Source organism: Bacillus cereus group sp. BfR-BA-01430, from assembly GCF_022663115.1.
Taxonomy (GTDB): domain Bacteria; phylum Bacillota; class Bacilli; order Bacillales; family Bacillaceae_G; genus Bacillus_A; species Bacillus_A cereus_BD.
Genome location: NZ_JAKUEW010000097.1, coordinates 1 through 223 on the forward strand (window position 1 = coordinate 1; position 223 = coordinate 223).

The window sequence follows — 223 nt, forward strand, 5'->3', positions numbered from 1 at the left end:
GAGATTCATACAAATCCCCTTTGTATTTTCTAACTCCATTTTGATAAAACGAGCTCCACGTTTTTTCTCTTTTCGGTAAAAAATCTCTTGAATCAGTTCGTAATCTTTTTCGTCATTCTGTTCTCTCTCCATATGCTGATCTGTTTGACGAAGCCAAGCGTAATACCCACTACGACTCACGCCCGCAAGTTCGCAAAAATAACGCACCATACGAGGGAATCGG

1 pseudogene is annotated in these 223 nt (G+C 40.8%); it reads right to left on the reverse strand.

The window, feature by feature from the left end:
* A pseudogene (locus MR058_RS23905) lies at window positions 1–223 on the reverse strand (IS3 family transposase); the annotation flags it as partial.